This window comes from Tardiphaga sp., assembly GCF_025356345.1.
GTDB lineage: Bacteria > Pseudomonadota > Alphaproteobacteria > Rhizobiales > Xanthobacteraceae > Tardiphaga.
The window spans coordinates 1-16,332 of the sequence record NZ_JANXTC010000287.1 but is presented as its reverse complement, the minus strand read 5'-3'; the positions used below and the strand labels follow the sequence as shown (position 1 = coordinate 16,332).

The 16,332-nt window shown below is 64.3% G+C and carries 13 protein-coding genes and 2 pseudogenes; 1 reads left to right on the top strand and 14 read right to left on the bottom strand.

The features are described from left to right. Positions 1-58: 58 nt before the first annotated feature. From hemA to bchF, 14 genes and pseudogenes are all read right to left on the bottom strand, one after another. Complete coding sequence (hemA, locus tag Q0S16_RS17765) at positions 59-1,270, bottom strand: 5-aminolevulinate synthase (protein WP_295850745.1); 1,212 nt, start codon at positions 1,268-1,270, stop codon at positions 59-61. Continuing rightward, positions 1,267-2,262, bottom strand: a complete 996-nt coding sequence (gene puhE, locus Q0S16_RS17760) for a putative photosynthetic complex assembly protein PuhE (RefSeq protein WP_295850741.1) — start codon at positions 2,260-2,262, stop codon at positions 1,267-1,269. Before puhE ends, hemA begins: the two co-directional genes overlap by 4 nt. Positions 2,263-2,272: 10 nt before the next feature. Beyond that, a complete protein-coding gene (gene acsF / locus Q0S16_RS17755) occupies positions 2,273-3,364 on the bottom strand; it encodes a magnesium-protoporphyrin IX monomethyl ester (oxidative) cyclase (RefSeq protein WP_295850752.1) in 1,092 nt (363 codons plus the stop codon). A 5-nt stretch (positions 3,365-3,369) separates the two neighbouring features. Beyond that, complete coding sequence (locus Q0S16_RS17750; protein ID WP_295850736.1) at positions 3,370-3,672, bottom strand: hypothetical protein; 303 nt, start codon at positions 3,670-3,672, stop codon at positions 3,370-3,372. Beyond that, a complete protein-coding gene (gene puhC, locus Q0S16_RS17745; RefSeq protein ID WP_295850733.1) occupies positions 3,669-4,124 on the bottom strand; it encodes a photosynthetic complex assembly protein PuhC in 456 nt (151 codons plus the stop codon). The genes Q0S16_RS17750 and puhC overlap by 4 nt, the downstream gene beginning before the upstream one ends. Positions 4,125-4,134: 10 nt before the next feature. After that, on the bottom strand, positions 4,135-4,782 hold the full coding sequence (gene puhB, locus Q0S16_RS17740) for a photosynthetic complex putative assembly protein PuhB (RefSeq protein ID WP_295850730.1): 648 nt from the start codon (positions 4,780-4,782) through the stop codon (positions 4,135-4,137). Continuing rightward, positions 4,779-5,600, bottom strand: a complete 822-nt coding sequence (gene puhA / locus Q0S16_RS17735) for a photosynthetic reaction center subunit H (protein ID WP_295850727.1) — start codon at positions 5,598-5,600, stop codon at positions 4,779-4,781. The genes puhB and puhA overlap by 4 nt, the downstream gene beginning before the upstream one ends. Before the next feature lie 19 nt (positions 5,601-5,619). Continuing rightward, complete coding sequence (locus Q0S16_RS17730) at positions 5,620-7,059, bottom strand: BCD family MFS transporter (RefSeq protein ID WP_295850724.1); 1,440 nt, start codon at positions 7,057-7,059, stop codon at positions 5,620-5,622. Beyond that, positions 7,056-7,757 carry a magnesium protoporphyrin IX methyltransferase gene (gene bchM, locus Q0S16_RS17725; protein ID WP_295850721.1) on the bottom strand — a complete coding sequence of 234 codons (702 nt, stop codon included), beginning with the start codon at positions 7,755-7,757 and terminating at the stop codon, positions 7,056-7,058. Before bchM ends, Q0S16_RS17730 begins: the two co-directional genes overlap by 4 nt. 14 nt (positions 7,758-7,771) lie before the next feature. Next, positions 7,772-8,701, bottom strand: coding sequence for a ferredoxin:protochlorophyllide reductase (ATP-dependent) iron-sulfur ATP-binding protein (bchL, locus tag Q0S16_RS17720; RefSeq protein ID WP_295850718.1), 930 nt, complete (start codon positions 8,699-8,701; stop codon positions 7,772-7,774). Then, a pseudogene (locus Q0S16_RS17715) lies at positions 8,698-12,446 on the bottom strand (magnesium chelatase subunit H). Before Q0S16_RS17715 ends, bchL begins: the two are co-directional and overlap by 4 nt. Then, positions 12,421-13,980 (bottom strand): ferredoxin:protochlorophyllide reductase (ATP-dependent) subunit B, encoded by a 1,560-nt coding sequence (bchB, locus tag Q0S16_RS17710; RefSeq protein WP_295850715.1) that lies wholly within the window; start codon positions 13,978-13,980, stop codon positions 12,421-12,423. The pseudogene Q0S16_RS17715 and the gene bchB overlap by 26 nt, the downstream one beginning before the upstream one ends. 1 nt (position 13,981) lies before the next feature. After that, entirely contained in the window at positions 13,982-15,271 is a 1,290-nt protein-coding gene (locus Q0S16_RS17705) for a ferredoxin:protochlorophyllide reductase (ATP-dependent) subunit N (protein WP_295850713.1), read from the bottom strand. After that, positions 15,268-15,819 carry a 2-vinyl bacteriochlorophyllide hydratase gene (gene bchF, locus Q0S16_RS17700; RefSeq protein WP_366517840.1) on the bottom strand — a complete coding sequence of 184 codons (552 nt, stop codon included), beginning with the start codon at positions 15,817-15,819 and terminating at the stop codon, positions 15,268-15,270. The genes Q0S16_RS17705 and bchF overlap by 4 nt, the downstream gene beginning before the upstream one ends. 260 nt (positions 15,820-16,079) lie before the next feature. On the opposite strand from bchF, the pseudogene Q0S16_RS17695 reads away from it, so the two are divergent. After that, positions 16,080-16,332: pseudogene (locus Q0S16_RS17695) on the top strand (cobalamin-binding protein); the annotation flags it as partial.

The window sequence follows — 16,332 nt, the reverse complement described above, 5'->3', positions numbered from 1 at the left end:
GGTCAGGGAAAGCCAATTGAATTTCCCTGACCTCGCAAGGACGACCGAGAGATATTGCTCACGCCGCCTTGGCCAGCCCGACCTCCGCCCAGATCTCCGCCAAGGCCCGCACCAGATGCTCGATATCGGCGTCGGTGTGGTGTGGCGACGGGGTGATACGAAGCCGCTCGGTGCCACGCGGCACGGTGGGATAGTTGATCGGCTGCACATAGATGCCGTAACGGTCGATCAGCAGATCGCTGATCTGCTTGCAAAGCACTGGATCGCATACCATCACCGGCACGATGTGACTGGGATTATCGAGATGCGCGACGCCAGCCTGATCGAGGCGGGACCGCAACCGCGCGACGCGATCCTGATGCCTCGCGCGCTCCTGTGAACTGGACTTGAGATGGCGGATGCTGGTGAGTGCCCCCGCCGCCACAGCGGGAGGCAGCGAGGTTGTAAAAATGAAGCCGGAGGCAAAGCTGCGGATGAAATCGCAAATCGTGGCGGATGCGGCGACATAGCCGCCGATCACGCCAAAGGCTTTTGCCAGCGTGCCCTCTATCACCGTGAGGCGGTGGCTAAGACCTTCGCGGTCGGCAATGCCGCCGCCGCGCGGGCCGTACAGACCAACGGCGTGGACTTCGTCGAGATAGGTCATCGCATTGTTGGCATCGGCGACGTCGCACAGTTCGGCAATCGGCGCGATATCGCCATCCATCGAGTACACCGACTCGAACGCCACCAATTTTGGCGCCTGCGGATCGAGGTCCGACAATTTGCGTTCGAGGTCGCGCGGGTCGTTGTGCGCGAAAATTCGGGTTTCGGAGCGCGAATGTCGGATGCCCTCGATCATCGAGGCGTGGTTGAGTTCATCCGACAGAATTGTACAGCCGGGCATTCTTGATGCCAGCGTGCTCAGCGACGCCATGTTGGAGACGTAGCCGGAGGTGAACAGCAGCGCGGCGTCCTTGCCGTGCAGGTCGGCGAGTTCCTGCTCCAGCAACACGTGATAATGGTTGGTGCCTGCGATGTTGCGGGTGCCGCCAGCGCCGGCGCCGCAACTGTCGAGCGCCTCGTGCATCGCCGCCAGGACCGCTGGGTGCTGCCCCATGCCGAGATAATCGTTGGAGCACCACACCGTCACATCGTCCATTCCCGACGGATGGTGATGCGTGGCGCGCGGAAAGGCGCCCGCCCTGCGCTCCAGATCGGCGAAAATCCGATAGCGACCTTCGCGGTGCAGGACATCAAGCTGGCGGCGGAAATAGGCTTCATAGTTCATGAACTCCTCCCGTGGATGGATGCCGCAGGCTCGGGGCTGATGCTCAGGGATGTCGCCCCTTCGCTGCGTGGATGCTGCTCCAGGAAGCGCTGGCGAAATTCATCTTCCAGTCGTTGCCGCGCGTTCGGACGGGGCTTCAAGATGTCGCCGCCTGCTTTGACGACTACCATCGGATGTGCTGGCGCATTGTTGCTCTTGAGATCTGGACCATGTGGCATCGTGCCGTCCTCCGTGGGCCGCGGACGCATGCCCCATCCCCACAGGGTGATGGCAGGCAGCGGCAGCAGCATGAACCAGTGCTCGATGATCCCGAGCGCAAACAGCGTCGATACCAATGATAGCCCGGCAATCTCGAACGGCGACGCCGCACTCTCGACGAGGCGCTGCAGCATGATCACCAGCGCCGCCGTGGCCAGCGTCACCGACAGCGGGAAGAACGCGCTAACCGGCTTTTTCGCGAAGTAGGTTTTGAGAAACCGTACCGGCTCCGGCAACAGCGCGTCGTTGGTGACGGGGACGCCGAGGAACAAATTGATCTTGGCGCTCTGCCTGAGCACCCACAGCGCGACAAAAGTCGACAGCGCGACCTGGTTGGCGCCCTGCCATGTCAGCATCGCGATCGCCGCTCCACAGGCGAGCAACGCCGCCTCGTGATACAGGATCGCCCGCAGCGCGAAACCGAGGCGCGCGATGCCGCTCGCCTCCGGCGGACATGGCTCGGGCCGCGGCCCGGTCACCCAGCCTGCCAGAAATGCAATCTCTTGCGCTGCCCACAGCAGGATAGTGCCGGTGAAGGCCAGATAGGCGCCGCTCACACTGTCCCCATTTGTCGACACCGAGACGGCGTACAGCCCGGCCAGCAACAGACCCGCCACGCAGATGATCCTGAGCGCATGGCCCCGCCCCGCGCGTCCCAGCAGCAGCAGCACGGCGCCGGTGCTGAACCACCAGACGAAGGCTGCGAAGACGGGCGGAGTCAGATAGGAGGCCACGCCGCGTTCCTCACCACGCCGGCTGCAGCGAGATCCGCCGCGGCAGCACATTCGCTTTCGCCGGCAGCAGATACAGCCGGGCGAAGGCGAGCGCCGCTGCCACGGTCAGACCGAGGCGTTTGAGCTTGGGCACAACGCCGACTCGCGCCTTGGCATCGGCGATTTTTTCAGAGATCACACGCAGCCGCTCGAGGCCGGCGAGGAAGCGCGGGTCGTCGATGTCCAGCACCAGCGGAAACACCTGCTTGGAGATTTCCGAGGTGATGCGGAACACCCGCATGTCGTAATCGGTCGGATCCATGCCGAGCGCCTCGTGGAACGCCGGTCGCATGTGATCGCGCACATACATGGTGGCGTAGACCGCGAGCAGGAAGAATTTGATCCAGAGCTTGTTTAAGCCGCGCAGCAGCTTGGGGTCGGAGCGCATCAGCAGCGCAAATGCCTCGCCATGGCGGAACTCGTCGTTACACCACAGCTCGAACCAGTTGAAGATCGGATGAAACTGCCGATCAGGATGGCGTTCCATCTGGCGGAAGATGGTGATGTAGCGGGCATAGCCAATCTTCTCTGACAGGTAGGTCGCATAGAAGATGAATTTCGGCTTGAAATAGGTGTACTTCTTGACCTTGGTAAGAAAGCTGAGGTCGACGCCGATACCGTGATCCTTGAGAATCTCGTTGATGAAACCGGCGTGGCGGGATTCGTCGCGGCTCATGAAAGAAAATAATTCCTGGATTTCGCTGTTGTTGATGCGTTTCTTGATTTCCGCATAGAGCACGCAGCCGGAAAATTCCGCGGTCAGCGAGCTGACCAGGAAATCCTTGAATTCACGGCGCAGCTCGGGTGGCAGGCTGTCGAGATCATTCTTGAACTCGTCCGTCTTGATGAAATGCGCCTTGTTGTGATCGGCGCGCAATTCGGCCATCACGGCGTTCCATTCGGAGCGAACCAGGCTGACGTCGAGGCGATCCATCGCTTCATAATCGGTCGTGTAAAACCGCGGACTGAGGATAGTGTCCTGCCGCGCCTGCTCCGTGCTTTCCGCGCTGCCCCGGATCGGACGCGCGACGAATTTAGTTTGGCCCTGGCCGCCACCTTCCATGATAATCATGATGCCCTCCCGTCCGAAAAACTGACTTCGTAAAGTTCGGTCAATTCGAGGTAGCCTCCGATTTTCGCACGCAGCCGGTCGAGGGCGTTGCCGCGCATAATTGTCGCGGTTCGCCGCACCACCAGCCGCTCGCCGAACGGCACTCCGGTCGGCGCGTCATGCACCCACACCTCGTCGCCTGGCGCGATCTTCACATCGCCGTCGAGAATGACATGCGCGTGCAACATCTCGGAGGTCTGCTCGATCTCCACGGTGCAGGGCACCTCGACTTGCGTTCGCGCTTTCCACAGCCCGGTCATGATCGCGCTCCCGCCATCATCAGCCGCGCAAAGGCGCCGACATTGGCCGAGCCAAAGGCGGCGAGGTCGATCTGCTTGCCGGATGAAGTATCGGTCAATGTCAGTTGCCCGTTGGCGTAGCGCGTCAGCCGGAACGGCGGCCGCGGGCCGATGTCGCCGAGCTTGCGCTCGCGCGCCAGTCCGCGCAGCACCACGCGCACAAAGCCGTTGCTGCCCGGCGCCAGGGTCTCCACCAACTGGCCATCGCGGTGATCATAGACCAGTACCGCGCCGCTTTGGCCGTCGGCAAAATTGAGGTCGCGACTTTCGACCGCGGCCGGCAATGTCATGTGCACGCCGCCCGTCCCGGTCAGGCGCGCGGTAGCGACCGCGGCCAGCGCGAACAGCACCAGCGCCGCGGCGGCGAACAAACCGCCTCTGGGAATCAAGGGCTCCTGAACAGTCTGGCTCATGACGTCACCTTCATGCCGCGGCGCCGGCGGCGCTGGACAGATCTTCCGGCACAGCGCTGCGAACCGTCGAAACCGCCATGATCTGTGGCCCCGGCTGCCCGGTCAGCGCTTCGTTCAATCGCGCGGCGACTATTGCCGCATCTGGCACCGCGCGCAGCATCGGCTGCGATTCGATCAGTTTCCATGGCCGCACATGCGGCCACAGCAGCAGATGCGAGACACGCTCGCCCACCAGCTTCAGCGGGATCTCGCCGGAGCCATCGGAATAGGTTTTCAAGGCCGCGCTCTCGATCTTGCCGAGCGGGATATTCATGGTCATCGGCAGCGCGACGCCGAACTGCAGCAGCACACGCCTGCTGGTGATGGTATAGGTGGCGGCGCGGGCAAACAGCCAGGCCAGCCCGGTCAGCACGGCCGCGCTGATCAGCGCGGGTCCCAATGTCGCCAGCGTCGCCCAGGCATAGTCCGCGATCGCCGCACCGCCGGCATGCAGCGACCACAGCCGCCACGCCAGGAAGGCGCCAAAATACAAAGGCAATTCGCGGACGTGGAAGGCGCGCCACGCCAGTCCCTTGGCACCGGGCTTGCCTTGCCAGATCAGGCGTTCGCCTTCCGGCAGCGCTGCCGGCAGTTTGAATTGGCTGATCTCATGTTTCATAGCAACGGCTCCTGTCGCGCGGGCGTGGCGTAGAGCAGACCGCCCCCATAGTAACCGGCGATACGATCCTCCTCCCGCTTGGTGACCTGATCCGGATGCGCGAGCACGGGCGCGTCGGCGAACTGCCGACCGCGAATGGCGTGGACGCTGACGCGCCCGCGCGGTTGGTCGATCAAGGCGAAGGGCAGCGGCAGCAGCACGCGTTTTGACGACGAGGCGACGCCAACGCCGTCTTCTCCAACGATAATCGGTCCCGCCGCCCTGCCAGGCGGCACTTCGACCTCCACCTCCAGATAGCGCACCAGCGCCTCCGCGCGGTCGACCCAGACGTCCACCACCACGCCGCCGATGTCGCGATCGCAGCCGATCACCTTCATGCCGCGTGGGTCCGGATCGCGCGCTTCCAGTGTAGTCGCCGGCGTCAGCCGCAGCGGTACGATGGCAGGAATGTTCTCCATGCTCAATTCGGGAACATCCTCGCGATCAGCCCAGGAGCCCGGCCCGACGCCGTCGAGCAACGGATTGCCGGTCGGCGCATAGGGTGCGCCCGGCCAACGCGCGATGGGCGCCACCGCGACGTTGGTGCGGTCGTTGCCGTGGTTCGGCAAGGTCGCGACATGGCCGGTGCGCAGCGGATAGCGCTTCGGGTCCGGCATACGCGGAAAGCCATGCGCGACGCCGCCGCCGCCGGTGTTGGATTCCAGCGGATAGCCTTCGCGCTTGTCCTCGCGGCGCAGATAGAAGATCAGGCACGCGAAGAAGATCCAGAAAACGTAGAGCGTGACCTGTGCTACGTCCAAATAAGCATCGCCTTGCATGGGACGGCTCCTTTGTTGGCTAGCCTGGAAATTCGGAGAGGCCGAATTTGTGGGGAGATGAAGATTGTGAAACCTCCGGTCGCGCCGCGCGCACCAGCGGCCCGATCGCCACCAGCGTGGCGAACAGCAGCGCGATTTCGAAATGGTAGACGACGCTGTAGCCGACCGACGGGCCGGTTAGCGCACGACCCAGCATGCCGGAGGATGCCAGCGACGTGACGCCGTCGCGGATGCCGCCACCGAGTGCGATGCCGCCGCCCGCCGCGGTGGCCTGCACCGCGCCCCAGGTGCCAAGCGCCAGCCCGCTCTCGCCATCGCGCGCCAGTCCCATCGCCGCAGTCAGCGTGCCAGCCGCGAACAGCCCGCCACCAAACCCGATCAGCGCGGTGCCGATCCGGAACAGCAGCACCGAGTTCAGCGGCGCGGAAAAGATCACCGCGGCAAAGGCGAACACGCCGGCCACCGCGCCGAAGCCGGCAATACGGTACGGATCGGCATCGCGCCCCAACGTCCGCGCGGCGAGACCGAAGCCGCACAGCGTGCCGACAGCAAAGAAAGCGGTGAGCGCGGTGGTCTGGCCGACGGTGAGCTTCAAGATCTCCGCGCCATAGGGCTCGAGCAGGATATCCTGCATCGAGAACGCCGAAGTGCCCAGCGCCAGCGCCAGCAGCACGCGCACCGAGCCGCCGGAGTTACGGAACTTGGCCCATGACTGGTGAAACTCCGGCCGCTGCCGTTCAGCCGAGGTCAGCGCCGGATTGCGTGCCTCCTGCTTCCACAACGCCACGATGTTGAGACCCATCTGCGTCACCGCGACACCCTGGATCACCTGAATCAGTTTTATCTCGCTGAAGTTGCGCAGCAATTCGCTGAAGATCAGCGCGCTGCCGGCCATCCCGACCAGCTGCATCACATAGAGGAAGGCCACGACGCGCGGCCGCGCCTGTTCCGGGGCAAGATCGGTGGCCAGCGCCAGCCCCGCGGTCTGCGTCGTGTGCATTCCCGCGCCGACCATCAGGAACGCCAGCGCGGCGCCGAACTGGCCATAGACCGCCGGATATTCGCCGGTGCCGGACAGCACCAGCAACGCGAATGGCAGAACGGCGAAACCACCGAACTGCAACAGCGAGCCCATCCAGATATAGGGGACGCGGCGCCAGCCCAGAACCGAACGATGGTTATCCGATCTGTGGCCGACCAGCACCCGGAACGGCGCGAACACCAGCGGCAGCGAGACCATCAGCGACACCAGCAGCGTCGAAACGTCGAGCTCGACAATCATTACCCGGTTCAGCGTGCCGTTGAGCAGCACAATGGAAATGCCGGTGGAGACCTGGAACAGCGACAGCCGCAGCAGCCGACCGAGCGGCAGCTCGGTGGTCGCCGCATCGGCGAACGGTAGAAATCGCATGCCAAGCTTCATCCAGCCTCTCGCCAGTGTCGCTGATATCGGGGTCATCGCGGGATCATCTCCAGCGCTTGCGACGTATAGAAGCCGGAGGCGACGCGATGGCTGCGCGCGGGCGACCAGCGTTCCAGCCCCTGCTCGGCTTCCAGCAGATCGAGCAGTGTCTGCGCGGCGACCGGTTCAATGGCGGGCGCGCGGTCGCCGCGCGGAAACAGCCGGCCAACCGCGTGCATCAGTGCCAGCATTGGCGTCTTCGGCGCGAAGGTCACCAGCAGCGTCGCGTCGGTGCGCGCGGCGAGACCCGCCATGATGCGGCAGATATCGGCGGCGTGATAATGGATCAGCGAATCCATCGCGACGACGAAATCGAACCGGCCGAGTCTGGCATCGAGCATGTCGCCGGACCGAAAGTCGATCGATGACGGATCAACATCTGGCGGCATACGTTCCCGCGCGACGGAAACAAGCGTCGGCGAAAGATCGATCGCCACCACATGGGCGCCGCGTCGCGCGGCCTCGATCGACAGCGCGCCGGTCCCGCAGCCGGCGTCGAGCAGCCGCGCACCGCGGAGATTGTCCGGCAGCCACGACAGCAGCGTAGCGCGCATCTCGTCGCGGCCGGCGCGTACGGTGGCGCGAATGCGACCGACCGGCGCATCCGATGTCAGCCTCGCCCAGGCCTCCACCGCGGTACGGTCAAAATAGGTCTGCAACTCGCCGCGACGCTGTTGATAGGTGGCGACGCTCATCGGTCCAACCCCGTTCAATCGAATCCAAGCAGGTCAAAAATCTCGCGGTCTTTCAGTGACTGGCCGGAGGTCGGCACCACCCGGCCCTCCCATAGCTCGGTGGCAAGGCGCATGTATTCGTCGGTGACGGCCCTCAGCTCCGGCGTCTCCTCCATCTCGAACAGAGTCGATTTCTTCAGCCGGCTTTCGCGGATGACGTCGAGGTCAGGGAAATGCGCGACGCGGTTGAGGCCGGTGCGCGCGTTGTATTTGTCGATCTGGTCGGTGTCGCGGCTGCGATTGGCGATCACGCCACCGAGCCGCACGCCGTAGTTTTTCGATTTGGCTTCGATCGCCGCGACGATGCGGTTCATCGCAAAGATCGAGTCGAAATCATTGGCGGCAACGATCAGCGCCCGGTCGGAATGCTGCAGCGGCGCGGCGAAGCCGCCGCACACGACGTCGCCGAGAACGTCAAAGATCACCACGTCGGTGTCTTCGAGCAGATGATGCTCCTTCAGCAGCTTCACGGTCTGGCCGACCACATATCCGCCGCAGCCGGTGCCGGCCGGTGGCCCGCCCGCCTCCAGGCACATTACGCCGTTGAAACCTTCAAACACAAAATCTTCCGGTCGCAACTCCTCGGCATGGAAGTTCACGGATTCGAGCACGTCGATCACCGTCGGCACCAGCCGCTTGGTCAGCGTGAAGGTCGAGTCATGCTTGGGGTCACAACCGATCTGCAACACCCGCTTGCCGAGCTTCGAGAACGCCACCGACAGGTTCGACGACGTCGTGCTCTTGCCGATGCCGCCCTTGCCATAGACCGAGAACACTTTTGCTGTGCCTATCTTCAGAGCCGGATCGAGCTGTACCTGCACGCTACCTTCGCCGTCTCCGCAGCGCGATGCGCTTTTCAGCCTGAGATGACCTTCCAGCGCAGATGGACGGGTCTGGATGTTCATGCGGCCACTCCCACGCCTTCGAGGCGATCTTCGAGTTCTTCGCCGGCGCGCCTGAGCACGTCCAGCATCTCGGGATCGGGCGTCCAGTAATTGCGCTCATGCGCCTCGATCAGCCGGTTAGCGACTTTGGCGGAGGCCACCGGATTGAGCACGGCGAGACGTTCGCGCATCTCGGGATCGAGCACGAAGGTCTCGGTGAGCTGGCGATAGACCCATGGCGCCACTTCGCCTGTTGTCGCCGACCAGCCCATCGTGTTGGTGACGTGCTCCTCGATCTGCCGCACGCCCTCAAGCCATGTTTGAGCATGCCCTCGTACCATTTCGGATTGAGCATCCGTGTCCGTGTTTCCAGCGCGACCTGCTCCGACAGCGTACGCACGGTGCCAGCGCCACGGGTCTGGTCGCCGATATAGACCGGCGCGCTCGCGCCGCCCCGGGCGCGCTTCACCGCTCGGCTGATGCCGCCCAGCGTGTCGAAGTAATGATCGACCGTGGTGACACCGAGCTCGACGGAATCCAGATTCTGGTAGGCCAGATCGACGGTGGCCAAAGCGTTATTCAGCAGCGCGGTCTGCTGCACCGGCTGGCCCTTGCAGCCATAGGCGAAGCTCTTGCGCCGCGTATAGGTCTCGGCCAGCTCGTCCTCGTCGTCCCAGCGACCGTTCTCGACGAGGTGATTGACGTTAGAGCCATAGGCGCCGTCGGCATTGCCGAACACCCGCAGCGCCGCGGTTTCGATGTCGCCGCCATGCGCGGCCTGATAGGCCAGCGCATGCTTTCGCACGAAATTATTCTCGACCGGCTCATCGGCGGACGCGGCAAGAAAACAGGCCTCGGCCAGCAGCTTGATCTGCAGCGGCAGCAAATCGCGGAAAATGCCGGACATGGTGATGATGACGTCGATGCGTGGCCGCTTCAATTGATCGAGCGGCAGCAGTTCCGCTCCGGTCAGCCGTCCATAGCCGTCGAAGCGTGGCCGCGCGCCGAGCAGCGCCAGCGCCTGCGCGATCGGCGCGCCCTCGTTCTTGAGATTGTCGGTGCCCCACAGCACGATTGCGACCGATTCCGGCAGGCCGTGGCCGCCCGCGGCATGGCGATCGATCAGCCGTTGCGCCTGCGCGGCGCCGTCCTGCACGGCAAAGGCGCTGGGAATCCGGAACGGATCGAAGCCGTGGATATTGCGACCGGTCGGCAGGATCGCGGGCGTACGCAACAGATCACCGCCCGGGGTCGGCCGCAGAAAGCCGCCATCCAGCGCATGCAGGATGCCGGGGATCTCCTGGTCCTGCGCCAGCAGACGATCAATCGCGGCGAGTTCATCAAACAGTGCGAGGTCGGCGCCGCGGTCCGGCTCCGGCCTGTCGCCGCGCACCACCGCTTCGAACAATTCGCGCGCCGGCCGCACGCCATGCGTGGCATCGGCTACTGCCTGCAGCATTTCGATGCGCTGCTCGACCGAGGGCGCCTCGCCGACGACGTGCAGTCCATGAGGAATCAGCGTGTATTCCAGTTCGAGTACGGAGTCGCTCAGGGTAGCGATCACCTTCGCAGCCTTACTGCCCCAGGCCGGCGCAGCGTCTGCAAGCTCCAGCGCGCTGGCCTGTGCCTGAATCAGCGACGCGAGGTTGATGCGCTCGCTGTCATCCTGCTTCCGCGGCGGCAGCACGCGCCAACGCTCGATCGACGCCTTCAGCTCCACCAGCCCCTTGTACAGTCCGGCATGCGCCACCGGCGGCGTCAGATAGCTGACCAGCGTTGCCGCCGATCGGCGTTTTGCAATAGTGCCTTCGGAGGGATTGTTGGCCGCGTAGAGATAGAAATTCGGCAGATCGCCAATCATGCGGTCCGGCCAGCAGGCGCCGGACATCCCCGCCTGCTTGCCCGGCATGAATTCCAGCGCGCCATGGGTGCCGAAATGCAGCACCGCATGGGCGCCGAAATCCTCGCGCAGCCAGCGATAAAACGCCGAGAACGCATGCGTCGGTGCGAAGCCCTTTTCGAACAACAGCCGCATCGGATCGCCTTCATAGCCGAAGGCGGGCTGAATGCCGACGAAGACATTACCGAAGCGCTCGCCGAGCACGAAGATCGCACTGCCATCGCTCTGCTGCCTGCCCGGCGCGGGTCCCCATTGCGCCTCGATTTCACGCAGGTATTTTTCGCGGGTGACGTGATCGCCGGCGGCGATGCGCGCATGCACATTGGCATCAGCCCCAAAGCGGCTGGCATTGCCACCGACAATGCGCTCGCGCAGTTCGTCGGTCGATCCCGGCAGCTCGACCCGGTAGCCCTCGCGATGCATGGCGCCAAGCGTCTGGTGAAGCGACTCGAACACCGAGAGGAACGCGGCGGTGCCGGTGTTGCCGGCATTAGGCGGGAAGTTGAACAGCACAATGCCGACCTTGCGTTCAGCACGCGCCGCGCGCCGCAAGGCCACCAGCCGCAGCGTGCGCGCCGCCAGCATGTCGGCCCGTTCGGCGCAGACATGCATGTCGCCGCCGATCTCGGATCGCTCGAACACGCAGGCCCGCTTGCAACCGGTGCAGGCGATGCCCGCGCCATCGGAGCGGCCGCCATAGACCATCGGCCCCGCCGCGCCATCGAGTTCGGGGATCGCCACCATGATGGTGCTCTCCACCGGCATTAGCCCGCGGTCGGAGGCGCCCCACTGCTCCAGCGTCTGGAATTCGACGGGGTGCGCGGAGAGATAGGGCACATCGAGCGTGGCCAGAATATCCTCGGCGGCTTTCGCATCATTATAGGCGGGGCCGCCGACCAGCGAGAAGCCGGTCAATGACACCACCGCGTCGACCGCGCCGCGCCCGTCCTTCATGAAGAAGCGTTCGATCGCCGGGCGCTGGTCGAGCCCGCTGGCGAAGGCCGGGATGACGCGCAGGCCGCGCGCTTCAAAGGCGGCGATCACGCCGTCATAATGGTCGCTATTGCCCGCCAGCAGATAGGACCGCAGCAGCAACACGCCGATCGTGCCCTTCGCATTGGCCAGCTCAGGCAACTCCTCGGCGCGGTCGGAAATCCGCGTCTTCATGCGCGGATGATAGACGCCGATATCGGCGTAATCGACCGGCGCCGCCGCCTTGACAAGGCCGCGCAATCCATGGCGCGGACCATCGGCATAACGGTCGACCAGCAGCCGCACCATATTGGCGATGTTGGCCTCCGAACCGGCCAGCCAGTATTGCAGCGTCAGGAAATAGGCGCGCATGTCCTGCGCTGTGCCCGGGATGAAGCGCAGGATTTTTGGCAGCCGGCGCAGCATCGCCATCTCGCCCCGGCCACCGGCGGGCCGGCCTTCCTTCTTGCCGCGCAGCTTCTTTAGCCAGGCAATGGCACCGAGCGCCTCAGTGGACATGTCGAACTTGCCGACCCGCGTCAGCTTGACCACTTCCGCGGCCGACATGCAGCCGATCATGGCGTCGCAACAATCGCGCCGCGCAACCAAAGCCGGCATTACCGCGCGGACGTGATCTTCGAGAAACAGCATGGTGGCGATGATGATATCGCCGCGGGCGATGTCCGCATGGCATCGCGCCAGTGCCGATTCATCGCTGCCCCATGCGTCAGCGGCGTGGACCACCAGGTCAAGCCCGGGAAAATCGCGCCGCAGCGCCGTTCGCGCCCGCGCCGCGGCGCCGGACAAATGGCTGTCCATGGTGACGATGACGACGCGGACCGGCGTTGCCGTGCCGCGGGACATCGTATCAGCGGGCGAAATGCGCTTTGGCATCGTACAGAGTCTCTATGGTGATGGTGGTGACGTCGTTTTCATTGGCGAAGCGCTCGGTGTTACGACGCGCCTTGCCGCGAACGAAGAACGGAATCTTGTGTAGTTCCTTTTCGGCATCGGCCGCCCACACGGCGACGCCAGGCGGCTCGGCCACCGGCGCGACCGGCGCCTCGACCACCGGCGCGGCGAGGGTGCCGCCCAGATGCGAGGGCAGCGCGCCGTCCCTGAATTCAAAGTCGTCCTTGAACATCGCGAGCAGATGTTCTTCCAGGCCCATCATCAGCGGATGCACCCAGGTGTCGAAGATTACATTGGCGCCTTCGAGCCCCATCTGCGGGGCATAGCGCGCCGGAAAGTCTTGCACATGCACCGGCGCCGAAATCACCGCGCAGGGGATACCGAGCCGCTTGGCGATATGCCGTTCCATCTGGGTGCCGAGCACCAGTTCGGGCTGCAGCTCGGCAACCTTCGCCTCGACCTCGAGATAGTCGTCGGTGATCAAGGGCTCGACATCATAGAGCCCGGCGGCATCGCGAATCTCGCGCGCGAATTCGCGGGCATAGGTACCGAGCCCCACCACCTTGAAGCCCAGCTCGCTGGAAGCGATGCGCGCGGCGGCGACCGCGTGGGTGGCGTCGCCGAAAATGAAGACACGCTTGCCGGTGAGGTAGGTCGAATCCACCGAGCGCGAATACCACGGCAGGCGCGAGGTCTCGTTGGCCAGCACCGCGCTGGCATCAATGCCCGAAAGCTCCGCCAGCTCGGCGATGAACTCGCGCGTCGCCGACACGCCGATCGGAATAACCTTGGTGAAGGGTTGACCGAAGCTGCGCTGCAGCCACGAGGCCGCCAGACCCGCAATCTCCGGATACAGCACGACGTTGAAATCGGCTTCGCCGAGCTTTGCGAGTTCGGCCGGCGTCGCGCCCATCGGGGCGATGACGTTGACGTCGATACCGAGCCTACCGAGCAAGCCGGAGATCTCCGTGACATCGTCGCGGTGGCGGAAGCCGAGCGCAGTGGCCCCGAGCAGGTTGCACAACGGCCGCGCGCCTTCCGCGCGAACCCGCTTGGTCCCCGGCGGCGGCGCCATTGGCCCCGCCAGCGCGCGCACCAACTGATAGAAGGTTTCCGCGGCGCCCCAGTTTTCCTTGCGCTGATAGGCCGGCAGATCGACGGCCACCACCGGGATCGGCAGTTCGAGCGCGCGCGCGAGGCCGCCGGGATCGTCCTGGATCAGCGAGCCCGTGCAGGAGGCACCGACGATCATCGCCTGCGGCTGGAACCTTTCATACGCGTTCTTCGCCGCCTGCTTGAACAGCTCGGCGGTATCGCCGCCGAGATCGCGCGCGGCAAAGGTCGTGTAGGTGACGGGCGGGCGGACATCGCGGCGCTCGATCATGGTGAACAGCAGGTCGGCATAGGTGTCGCCCTGCGGCGCATGCAGCACATAATGCAGGCCCCGCATGGCGGTGGCGACGCGCATGGCGCCGACATGGGGAGGTCCTTCATAGGTCCACACGGTGAGCTGCATGTCAGGCCACCAATCGTGATCGGCGAAACAAGGGACGTGCGAACAATTCTGCGAGGTCGGCGGCTTGCTCGAAACCCTGGATCGGCGTGAACACCAGCTCGATCGACCATTTGGTGGTCAGGCCCTCGGCCTCCAGCGGATTGGCCAGGCCAAGGCCACAGACCACGATATCCGGCCGTGCGGCACGACAGCGTTCGAGCTGCAGATCGACATCCTGGCCCTCGGTGAGCGCGACGTCGGCCGGCAGCAGCGCCAGTTCGGGCGCCATGTGCTCGCGGTGCAGATAGGGCGTGCCGACCTCGACCAGTTGCATGCCAAGCTCGCGCGCGAGAAATCGGGCCAACGGAATTTCGAGCTGCGAATCGGGAAACAGAAAGATGCGGCGGCCTGCGAGTTCGGCGCGGTAGCGCGCCAGCGCGCGCTCAGCGCGGGCGCGAGAAGGTTGCGTCACACGGTCGAACACGACGCGGTCGATACCGAACGCCTGCGCCGCGCCCCATAGCCACTGCGTGGTACCCTCGACGCCGAGCGGGAACGGCGCAACGATCCGCGTCGCGCCGCGGTCTTGCAGCGCCCTGGCGGTATCGGCGAGGAAAGGCTGCGCCAGCAGGAATTTCGTGGTTGGCCCGACCTTCGGCATCGCCGTCGAAAGGCGCGCCGGCAAAAACGAAACCCGCTCGATGCCCAGTGCCACGAACATGCGGACAAACTGGTCCTCGACCACGTCGGCGAGCGCGCCGACAATCAGCAGCGCATCTTCGCTTGTCTGTGATGTTGGCAGGGTTGGGACCAGCGCGGCGAGACAGGCATCCTCGCCTTGCGTGAACGTGGTCTCGATTCCGCTGCCGGAGTAATTCAGGATCCGCACCTCTGGCGAGAATCGCTGCGACAGCCGCAACGCGGCCCGCGACAGGTCCAGCTTGATGACTTCCGACGGGCAGGAGCCGACGAGAAACAGCAGCTTGATCTCGGGTCGCCGCGCCAGCAATTGCGTGACGATGCGGTCGAGTTCGTCATTGGCGTCGGTCAGGCCGGCCAAGTCCTTCTCTTCCATGATCGCGGTGGCGAAGCGAGGCTCGGCGAAGATCATTACCCCGGCTGCGGACTGGATCAGATGCGCGCAGGTCCGCGAGCCCACGACCAGAAAGAACGCGTCCTGGATCTTGCGGTGCAGCCAGACGATGCCGGTCAGTCCGCAGAACACTTCGCGCTGCCCGCTCTCGCGGCGCACTGGACGCGCAGCACTATCGTGGGCGGCGCTGACGGCACATGATGGCACATGCACAGTCATGCGCGGCTCCCGGCCGAGGTAGGGGCCGATCGCTCGTCAAGCCGCGCTGCGCGCAACTTCAGGATGAACTGGGTCGCGTTGATAACGTAGGTCGCATAGGCGGTAAGCGCGAGCCACATCTGCTGGCGCGGGTCGCCAAGCCCCAACAGCAGCGCCAGCAAATAGGCCGTGTGTAGCGCCAGCACCAGGAAGCTGAATACATCCTCCCAGTAGAACGCTGGCGCGAACAGATAGCAGCCGAACACCTCGCGCTCCCAGATCGAGCCGGTGATCATGATAGCGTAGAGCGTGAACGTCTTGGCGACGATTGAGGCTGTCGCCGTGGCATAGCCTTCGCCAGTGGCGAGATAGCGAACGACCAGTGCCACGCTGACGGCGAACACAACAAACTGGATCGGTGCCAGCACGCCCTGCACCATTGTCCATCTGGTCGCGTCGCGGCGCAGTCGTTGCTCGGCGGTATAGAGCGGCTGGCGCGGTCGGACGGCCTTGGGAGCAGCCGGGGGAAGCGCTGTAGCCTTCGCAGATGCAGCGACGGTTTCATGCAGCGCATTGTAAAGATTAATTGACAGAAAATCGTCTCGATGGTGCGATGACAACCATCCGGAACGGGTTGCAAGCGGCGATCGTATCGCCCTTTCGTTCGGGTGAGGATTGGCAGCCTTTGCAGAGTGCACCGCGCCACTCCCTTTGTGCGGACCGGATGGTGAAAGGCTAGGCCCAGTTTTTCAAACTGTCAACTAAACATTACGTCCAATAAACTTGACTGTTTTATAAAGCGATGAGTTAATTGTGGGGGGATCAAAAGATGACCGACGTGAACGAGCAATCCTTCTCAGCCGGCAGCAACCACGACAACGCGCCCGGCCGACTTGGCCAACCGGCCCGACAGCGCATCCAGACTCCGATCTGGCGATTTCGTCCGTCGTCCGGCGTGATCAGAACCCTTCGCACCCATATCATTCCAAAAATAGTTCTGGCGCTCCGGACGTTGCCCGCGACCAAACCGGTGGAGGTGGGCGCGCCCGGCCGCATCGAGGAATTTGCCGCGCTCGCGATGG

What these genes read in the sequence shown, in the direction of transcription:
- puhC (WP_295850733.1), bottom strand. Translation starts at nt 4,124, where the DNA reads ATGAGCCAGACTGTTCAGGAGCCCTTGATTCCCAGAGGCGGTTTGTTC.
- Q0S16_RS17750 (WP_295850736.1), bottom strand. Translation starts at nt 3,672, where the DNA reads ATGACCGGGCTGTGGAAAGCGCGAACGCAAGTCGAGGTGCCCTGCACC.
- Q0S16_RS17705 (WP_295850713.1), bottom strand. Translation starts at nt 15,271, where the DNA reads ATGACTGTGCATGTGCCATCATGTGCCGTCAGCGCCGCCCACGATAGT.
- hemA (WP_295850745.1), bottom strand. Translation starts at nt 1,270, where the DNA reads ATGAACTATGAAGCCTATTTCCGCCGCCAGCTTGATGTCCTGCACCGC.
- puhB (WP_295850730.1), bottom strand. Translation starts at nt 4,782, where the DNA reads ATGAAACATGAGATCAGCCAATTCAAACTGCCGGCAGCGCTGCCGGAA.
- bchM (WP_295850721.1), bottom strand. Translation starts at nt 7,757, where the DNA reads ATGAGCGTCGCCACCTATCAACAGCGTCGCGGCGAGTTGCAGACCTAT.
- puhA (WP_295850727.1), bottom strand. Translation starts at nt 5,600, where the DNA reads ATGCAAGGCGATGCTTATTTGGACGTAGCACAGGTCACGCTCTACGTT.
- bchL (WP_295850718.1), bottom strand. Translation starts at nt 8,701, where the DNA reads ATGAACATCCAGACCCGTCCATCTGCGCTGGAAGGTCATCTCAGGCTG.
- bchB (WP_295850715.1), bottom strand. Translation starts at nt 13,980, where the DNA reads ATGCAGCTCACCGTGTGGACCTATGAAGGACCTCCCCATGTCGGCGCC.
- Q0S16_RS17730 (WP_295850724.1), bottom strand. Translation starts at nt 7,059, where the DNA reads ATGACCCCGATATCAGCGACACTGGCGAGAGGCTGGATGAAGCTTGGC.
- acsF (WP_295850752.1), bottom strand. Translation starts at nt 3,364, where the DNA reads ATGGAAGGTGGCGGCCAGGGCCAAACTAAATTCGTCGCGCGTCCGATC.